We start from the raw sequence: 6,448 nt of genomic DNA, 5'->3' as shown, positions 1-6,448 counted from the left end.
CTGCGGCATCCGTCACGGTCTCGAGCAGGTCGCCGCGGATGATGTCGGGAGGATCGGATGCCGCGACCGCCGCCGCCGCGCGCAGGCGCGCGACCCGCGCGTCGTGGTCGGGCCCCGGCCACACGAGCGTCGCGAGCCACTCGACCTCTTCGGGATCGCGGGCGTCGATCGGGTTGAGGTCGACGCCGCGCCGCCACACCACCTCGGGCAGGCGGTCGGGGACGACGCCGTCGGCGTCGACACGGCATGCAAGAGACACGCGCGCCTCACCCGCGGTGGGCGCGAGGCGACGGATGCCGGACGGCGTCGAGTACTCGTAGGAGTACCGGTCGGGGAACAGGCAGAGGCCGGCGGCCGCGCCGACCTCGAGGAGTGCCACCGGGCCGTCGATGCGGGAGAGCACCGGCAGCAGGGTGGCGCAGCGGTTGGGCTCGTTCGTCTGCGTCGAGCGCTCCCTCGCGACGTCGAGCACGCGCTCCCAGTTCGCCAGCAGCCACTCGCGCCACCGGGCGAAGGGGGCGAGGGGCGACCCCGCCCAGCGTGCCGCCGCGAACAGAAGGTTCGGCTGGCGGAGGCGGCGCGCCAGGGGAGCGATGCGCTCCGCGAGCTCGCGGTCGCCCGCGATGCCGAGCGCCCACTCCTCGTAGAGCGGCGACGTGCCATGCGCCCAGTGACGGCCGAAGTCGTCGTAGAGGGCGGAGACGCGGGCGGGGTCGGTTCCATCGGTCGTGCTCACCACCACACCCTACGGCGGCGGGAATGACGGATGCCCCGGCTGCGCAAGCCGGGGCATCCGCTGTCTTCTTGGGCGGAGATCAGGCGCGCGCGCCGTCGCTCACGCGACGAGCCGCGGCGAGTGCCTGCTCGAGGTCGGCCTTGAGGTCGTCGATGTTCTCGATCCCGACCGAAAGACGAACGAGGCCGGGAGTCACGCCGCTCGAGAGCTGCTGCTCGGGCGTGAGCTGCGAATGCGTCGTCGACGCCGGGTGGATGACGAGCGAGCGCACGTCGCCGATGTTCGCGAGGTGGCTGAACAGCGAGAGCGAGTTGACGAACTCGCGGCCCGCCTCGACACCGCCCTTGAGCTCGAACGACAGCACCGCGCCGACGCCCTTCGGTGCGTACGTGTTGGCAGCCGCGTACCAGGGCGAGGTGGGCAGGCCCGAGTAATTGACGGATGCCACGTCGTCGTGGTTCTCGAGCCACTCCGCGATCTCCTGCGCGTTCTGCACGTGGCGCTCGATGCGCAGCGAGAGCGTCTCGATGCCCTGCAGGAGCAGCCACGCGCTGATGGGCGCGATCGCCGAGCCGAGGTCGCGCAGGAGCTGCACGCGCGCCTTGATGATGTAGGCGAGTCCATCGCCGACCGCGGTCGTGTAGCTCGCGCCGTGGTACGACGGGTCGGGCTCGGTGAGGCCGGGGAACTTGTCGACGTGCTGCGACCACGCGAAGCGGCCGCCGTCGACGATGACGCCGCCGATGGTCGTGCCGTGCCCGCCGAGGAACTTCGTCGCCGAGTGGAGCACGATGTCGGCGCCGTGCTCGAACGGGCGGATGAGGTAGGGGGTCGCGATCGTGTTGTCGACGATGAGCGGGACGCCGTTCTCGTGCGCGATGTCGGCGACCGTGCGGATGTCGAGGATGTTGACCTTCGGGTTGCCCACCGACTCCGCGAAGAACAGCTTCGTGTTCGGGCGGACGGCGCGGCGCCACTCCTCGGGGTCGTCCTGGTTCTCGACGAACGTCGTCTCGATGCCGAGCTTGGCGAGCGTGTACTTGAAGAGGTTGTACGTGCCGCCGTAGATCGAGCTCGACGACACGATGTGGTCGCCGGCCTCGGCGATGTTGAGCACCGCGAACGTCTCGGCCGCCTGACCGCTCGAGACCAGCAGCGCACCGGTGCCGCCCTCGAGCGCCGCGATGCGCTGCTCGACGACATCCTGCGTGGGGTTCTGGATGCGCGTGTAGATGTTGCCGAACTCGGCGAGGGCGAAGAGGTTCGCCGCGTGGTCGGCGCTGTCGAAGACGTACGACGTCGTCTGGTAGATCGGCGTGGCGCGCGCCTTCGTGACCGGGTCGGGCTGCGCGCCCGAGTGGATCTGCTTGGTCTCGAAGCGCCAGTTCTCTGCTGCGGACATGTCGGGCTCCTGCGGGTCGGTGGCGACGAGGGTCGTCGTCGGGCTCGTCCGAGAGTACGAAGGTGAGCGGCTTGTCAACAACGAACGGGAAATATGACGTAACGCCGGGGTCGCGGCATCCGCGTCGTCGCGTCGTCGAACGCGTCGCGACCTCGGTAGCGTTGAGGCATGGCTGACAGACGTGCTGTGGTGACAGGGGCCAGTTCGGGCATCGGCGCGGCGACGGTGCGCGCCCTGCGCGCGAGCGGGTGGGACGTCGTGGGCGTCGCGAGACGCGCCGACCGGCTCGCCGAGCTCGAGGCCGAGACGGGCGCCCTCGCGTACGCAGCCGACCTCACGGTGCAGGCCGACGTCGACGCGCTCGCCGAGTGGCTCGCCCAGTCGGGTCCGATCCACGCGCTCGTCCACGTTGCGGGCGGCGCGCGCGGCACGGACCGCATCGAAGACGGCGACCCCGACGACTGGCAGTGGATGTTCGACGTGAACGTGCTCTCGGCGCAGCGGCTGGTCGCCGCGCTGCTGCCGCTGCTGCGCGCGGGGGCCGCGGAGTCCGGCCACGCCGACACTCTGTTCGTGACGTCGACTGCGGCTTTCACGCCGTACCCCGGTGGCGGCGGCTACAACGCCGCGAAGGCGGGGGAGGGCATGGTCGCCCACGTGCTGCGGCTCGAGCTGAACGGGGAGCCCATCCGCGTGATCGAGATCGCTCCGGGCATGGTGCACACCGAGGAGTTCACACTCAACCGCCTGGGCGGTGACGCCGCGGCCGCGGCGCGCGTGTACGAGGGGGTCGAGAACCCGCTGACGGCGGATGACGTCGCCGAGGTCATCGCGTTCTCGCTGAACCTGCCCGGGCACGTGAACCTCGACCTCGTGACGATGCGTCCGGTCGCGCAATCGGCCCAGCATCTGCTCGCCCGCGGTCCGCTGCGCGTGCGCGGCGCCGAGCGCCTCTAGGGGGTCGGCCGGGGTGGCGATGACCCTGCCGCAGCTCGCCGAGGCCGGGCTGCTCGACCCGGAGTGGGCGACCGCGCTCGCGCCCGTCGCACCCGACATCGCGGCGCTCGGAGACCGCTTGCGCGCCGAGACCGCTGCGGGCCGCCGGTACCTGCCGACGGGCGACCGTGTGCTGCGCGCATTCCAGCGTCCCCTCGCCGAGGTCAGGGTCCTGATCGTCGGGCAGGACCCGTACCCGACCCCGGGGCATCCGATCGGGCTGTCGTTCGCAGTCGACCGCCACGTGCGCCCGCTCCCGCGCAGCCTCGCGAACATCTACCAGGAGCTGCACACCGACCTCGGGATCCCGCCCGCATCGCACGGCGACCTGTCGGCGTGGAGCGACCGTGGTGTGATGCTCCTCAACAGAGTGCTCACGGTCGCTCCGGGCGCTCCCGCGTCGCACCGCGGGTGGGGGTGGGAGAAGGTCACCGAGCACGCGATCCGCACGCTCGTCGCGCGCGGCGGACCGCTCGTCGCGATCCTGTGGGGAAACGACGCGCGCAACCTCCGCCCGATGCTCGGGAGCACGCCGATCATCGAGTCGCCGCATCCGTCGCCGCTCTCGGCCAGCCGCGGGTTCTTCGGCTCGCGCCCGTTCTCGCGCGCCAACGACCTGCTCGTGCATCAAGGCGCCGAGCCTGTGGATTGGCGCCTGCCCGACTGACGCCGACGCGTAGGCTGTCTCGCGTGCTGGAGGAGGAGTACGAGAAGAGCCGCAGACGGCTGCCGCGCCATCTGCGCAAGCAACCGGAGCCGGAGCGCCCCTTCTCGTATGAGATCCGTCCCGCTCGCGAGGCAGACCTCCCCGACATCCGCGAGATCTACAACCATTACGTGACGAACTCGGTCGTCACGTTCGACGAGAAGAAGTGGACGATCGCGCAGTGGCGCGACAAGTTCGCCTACCTCTCGAAGCTCGACCTCCCGTTCCTCGTCGCGGAGTCGCCGAGCGGGCAGATCCTCGGCTACGCGCTCGTGTCTCCGTGGTCGGGCAAGTCCTCCTACCGCTACACGGTCGAGAACTCGATCTACCTCGGCCAGGCGGCCGCCGGGAAGGGGCTCGGTCGCGCACTGCTGGAAGCGCTCATCGAGGCGTGCGAGGAGCGCGGCATCCGCGAGATGGTCGCCGTCATCAGCGACAAGGGCGCCGAGGCGTCGCTCGCGCTGCACGAGAAGCTCGGCTTCGTCGAGGTGGGCCGCATGGGCCGCGTGGGGTTCAAGTTCGGTCGCTGGCTCGGCACCATCTACCTGCAGAAGTCGCTCACACCCGCGAAGCGTAAGCGCGGACTGTTCGGCCGCTGAGGTCCGCGACAACAACCCTGGTACGCGAGTGACTCCTGTGGCAGATTGTGGGTTGTGACGCGTGCGCCCCAGCGCAGGGCCATCCGCACCGCGGCGACCGCCGCGGTAGCCGCGCTTGTCGCTGGTCTCGCAGTGGTCGCGGGGCCGGCGGCGCCTGCTTCGGCCGCGGATCCGCTTCCGAACCCGACGATCCCCGCGCAGTGCGGTCTCGGCGTGACACTCGTGCTCGACGCATCCGGTTCGGTGCAGACGGCCGGTGCCGTCGGCCAGGTCCGCACAGCGGCCGAGGCCTTCCTCGAGGCGTTCGCCGACACTGGATCGACGGCGCGCGTGCTGCAGTTCGCATCCCTCTCTGAGCAGCTCGCACCGCGGGCCGAAGTGACGAATGCGAGCCTCGCTCCGGGAGGCGTGTTCCGCGACGCGATCGACCGGTATTACAACCCGCTGCCGCCACGGCCGAGCGCCGTCGAGATCAAGCGCTTCAACAGCGGCAACCCGCAACAGTCCGGAAGCTGGGTCGCCTCCAACTCGAGCACCCAGTACACGAACTGGGACCAATCGCTGCGGCAGACGGCCGCGGATGCTGGGGACCTCGTCGTCTACATCACCGACGGCGACCCCACGGCGTACGACTTCAGCGAGCCGGGCGACCCGTTCAGCCCGGGACCTCCGCCCGACGTCGGAGTGGGAACCGATCGGACGAGCACCGTGGCGGGCATCACCCTCGACCGCGCCGTGACGCGTGCGAACTCCGTCAAGCAGACCGGCGCGCGCATCCTCGCGGTCGGGGTGGGCGAAGCGCTTCAGAACGATGCGAGCGTCGCACGCCTGACCCAGATCTCCGGGACGGACATCGCACGAACGGTCACCGAGTTCGATGTAGAGACGACGGATGTCGCCCTCGTGGCCGACTTCGCGGATCTCGCATCCGCCGTGCGGGCGCTCGTGCTCGATCTGTGTTCGCCGTCGCTCACGATCCGCAAGTTCGCGCAATCCGCTTCGGACGCGACGTACGCCCCTGCCGGCGGTTGGGAGATGACCGTCACGCCGACGGTGCCCGGCGGCTTCGACTGGGTGCTTCCGGAGGGGGCGATGGGACCGTCCGCGACGGTCGAGACGTCGCCGACGGGATTCGCGCAGTTCCAATGGGAGCCGACCGTTCCGGACGTCCTTTCGGGGGCTTCGGTGGCCGAGATCGCGCAGCCGGGATTCACGCCCGGCCGGCCCGGGCCGGCGAACGACTTCCGGTGCGAGTTCAGGAACGAGTTCGGAGGCGTCCGAGAGGTCGCCGGCGAGTTGAGCGTCGCCGCGGGTGAGGCGACGTTCGAGCTGACGGGCATCGGGAACGAGATCGGCACGTGCTCGGTCTACAACTCGTTCGACTACGCGCCCGGCATCGCGGTCACCAAGGTGAACTCGCCGACGGAGGTGCGCGGCGACCTCGTCCCGCCCACGAGCGTCACCTCGAGTTATGCGGTGACGAACACAGGCAACACCCCGCTCTCGAACCTCGTCATGAGCGACGACCGCTGCTCGCCGGTGACTCCGGCGACGGGTGAGCCCAACTCCGGCGACGTCAACGGCGACGGCAAGCTGGACCTCACTGAGACATGGGTGTTCAGGTGCGAGCGGGTCGCGCGTGCCCCGGCGAGCGTGCTCGGCGCACTGAACATCGTCAACACGATCACGGTGCAGGGAACGGATCCGTCGGGCGCCGTTGTGAGCAGCACCGCGCAGGACGACGTCGACGTGTACATCCCCTCGATCTCATTGACGAAGCTCGTCAACGGCCAGGAGTCGGTGACGATCGTGACCGGAGAGCAGGTCATGTACACGTACGCCGCGACGAACACCGGTGACACGCCTCTCGGCTCGGTCCAGCTCGTCGACGATACGCCGCCGTGCACGGACCCCGACCGCGACCCCGATCCCAACGGCAACGAGATCCTCGACATCGGCGAGACGTGGACGTACAGCTGCCCGTCTTCGCCAACCTCGTCCGTGGACAA

Annotated in this window: 6 protein-coding genes; 4 read left to right on the top strand and 2 right to left on the bottom strand. The window is 70.0% G+C overall.

All coding sequences use genetic code 11. The features are described from left to right. Together VFF97_RS00610 and VFF97_RS00605 are read right to left on the bottom strand one after the other, a co-directional pair. The coding region (locus VFF97_RS00610) for a DUF2332 family protein (protein ID WP_325031555.1) at window positions 1-736 on the bottom strand (736 nt) is incomplete at its 3' end. A 79-nt stretch (window positions 737-815) separates the two neighbouring features. Continuing rightward, entirely contained in the window at window positions 816-2,216 is a 1,401-nt protein-coding gene (locus VFF97_RS00605) for a bifunctional o-acetylhomoserine/o-acetylserine sulfhydrylase (protein WP_325031554.1), read from the bottom strand. Window positions 2,217-2,306: 90 nt separating this feature from the next. On the opposite strand from VFF97_RS00605, the gene VFF97_RS00600 reads away from it, so the two are divergent. The 4 genes from VFF97_RS00600 to VFF97_RS00585 all read left to right on the top strand — a co-directional run. Continuing rightward, window positions 2,307-3,095, top strand: a complete 789-nt coding sequence (locus VFF97_RS00600; protein WP_325031553.1) for an SDR family oxidoreductase — start codon at window positions 2,307-2,309, stop codon at window positions 3,093-3,095. Between the two features lie 13 nt (window positions 3,096-3,108). Next, entirely contained in the window at window positions 3,109-3,801 is a 693-nt protein-coding gene (locus VFF97_RS00595; protein ID WP_325031552.1) for a uracil-DNA glycosylase, read from the top strand. A 23-nt stretch (window positions 3,802-3,824) separates the two neighbouring features. Then, the gene (locus VFF97_RS00590; protein ID WP_325031551.1) at window positions 3,825-4,439 is read left to right on the top strand and encodes a GNAT family N-acetyltransferase; all 615 of its coding nucleotides are present in this window, start codon (window positions 3,825-3,827) and stop codon (window positions 4,437-4,439) included. 54 nt (window positions 4,440-4,493) lie between these two features. Continuing rightward, the coding region (locus VFF97_RS00585) for a DUF7507 domain-containing protein (RefSeq protein WP_325031550.1) at window positions 4,494-6,448 on the top strand (1,955 nt) is incomplete at its 3' end.

Origin of the sequence: Microbacterium sp. (assembly GCF_035687345.1) — a bacterium.
Taxonomy (GTDB): domain Bacteria; phylum Actinomycetota; class Actinomycetes; order Actinomycetales; family Microbacteriaceae; genus Microbacterium.
The sequence above is the reverse complement of the archived record's forward strand: the minus strand, read 5'-3'. Positions and strand labels throughout refer to the sequence as shown.

Bases quoted from the DNA above. Each gene is read 5' to 3' on its own strand.
- VFF97_RS00600 (WP_325031553.1), top strand. From the start codon at position 2,307: ATGGCTGACAGACGTGCTGTGGTGACAGGGGCCAGTTCGGGCATCGGC.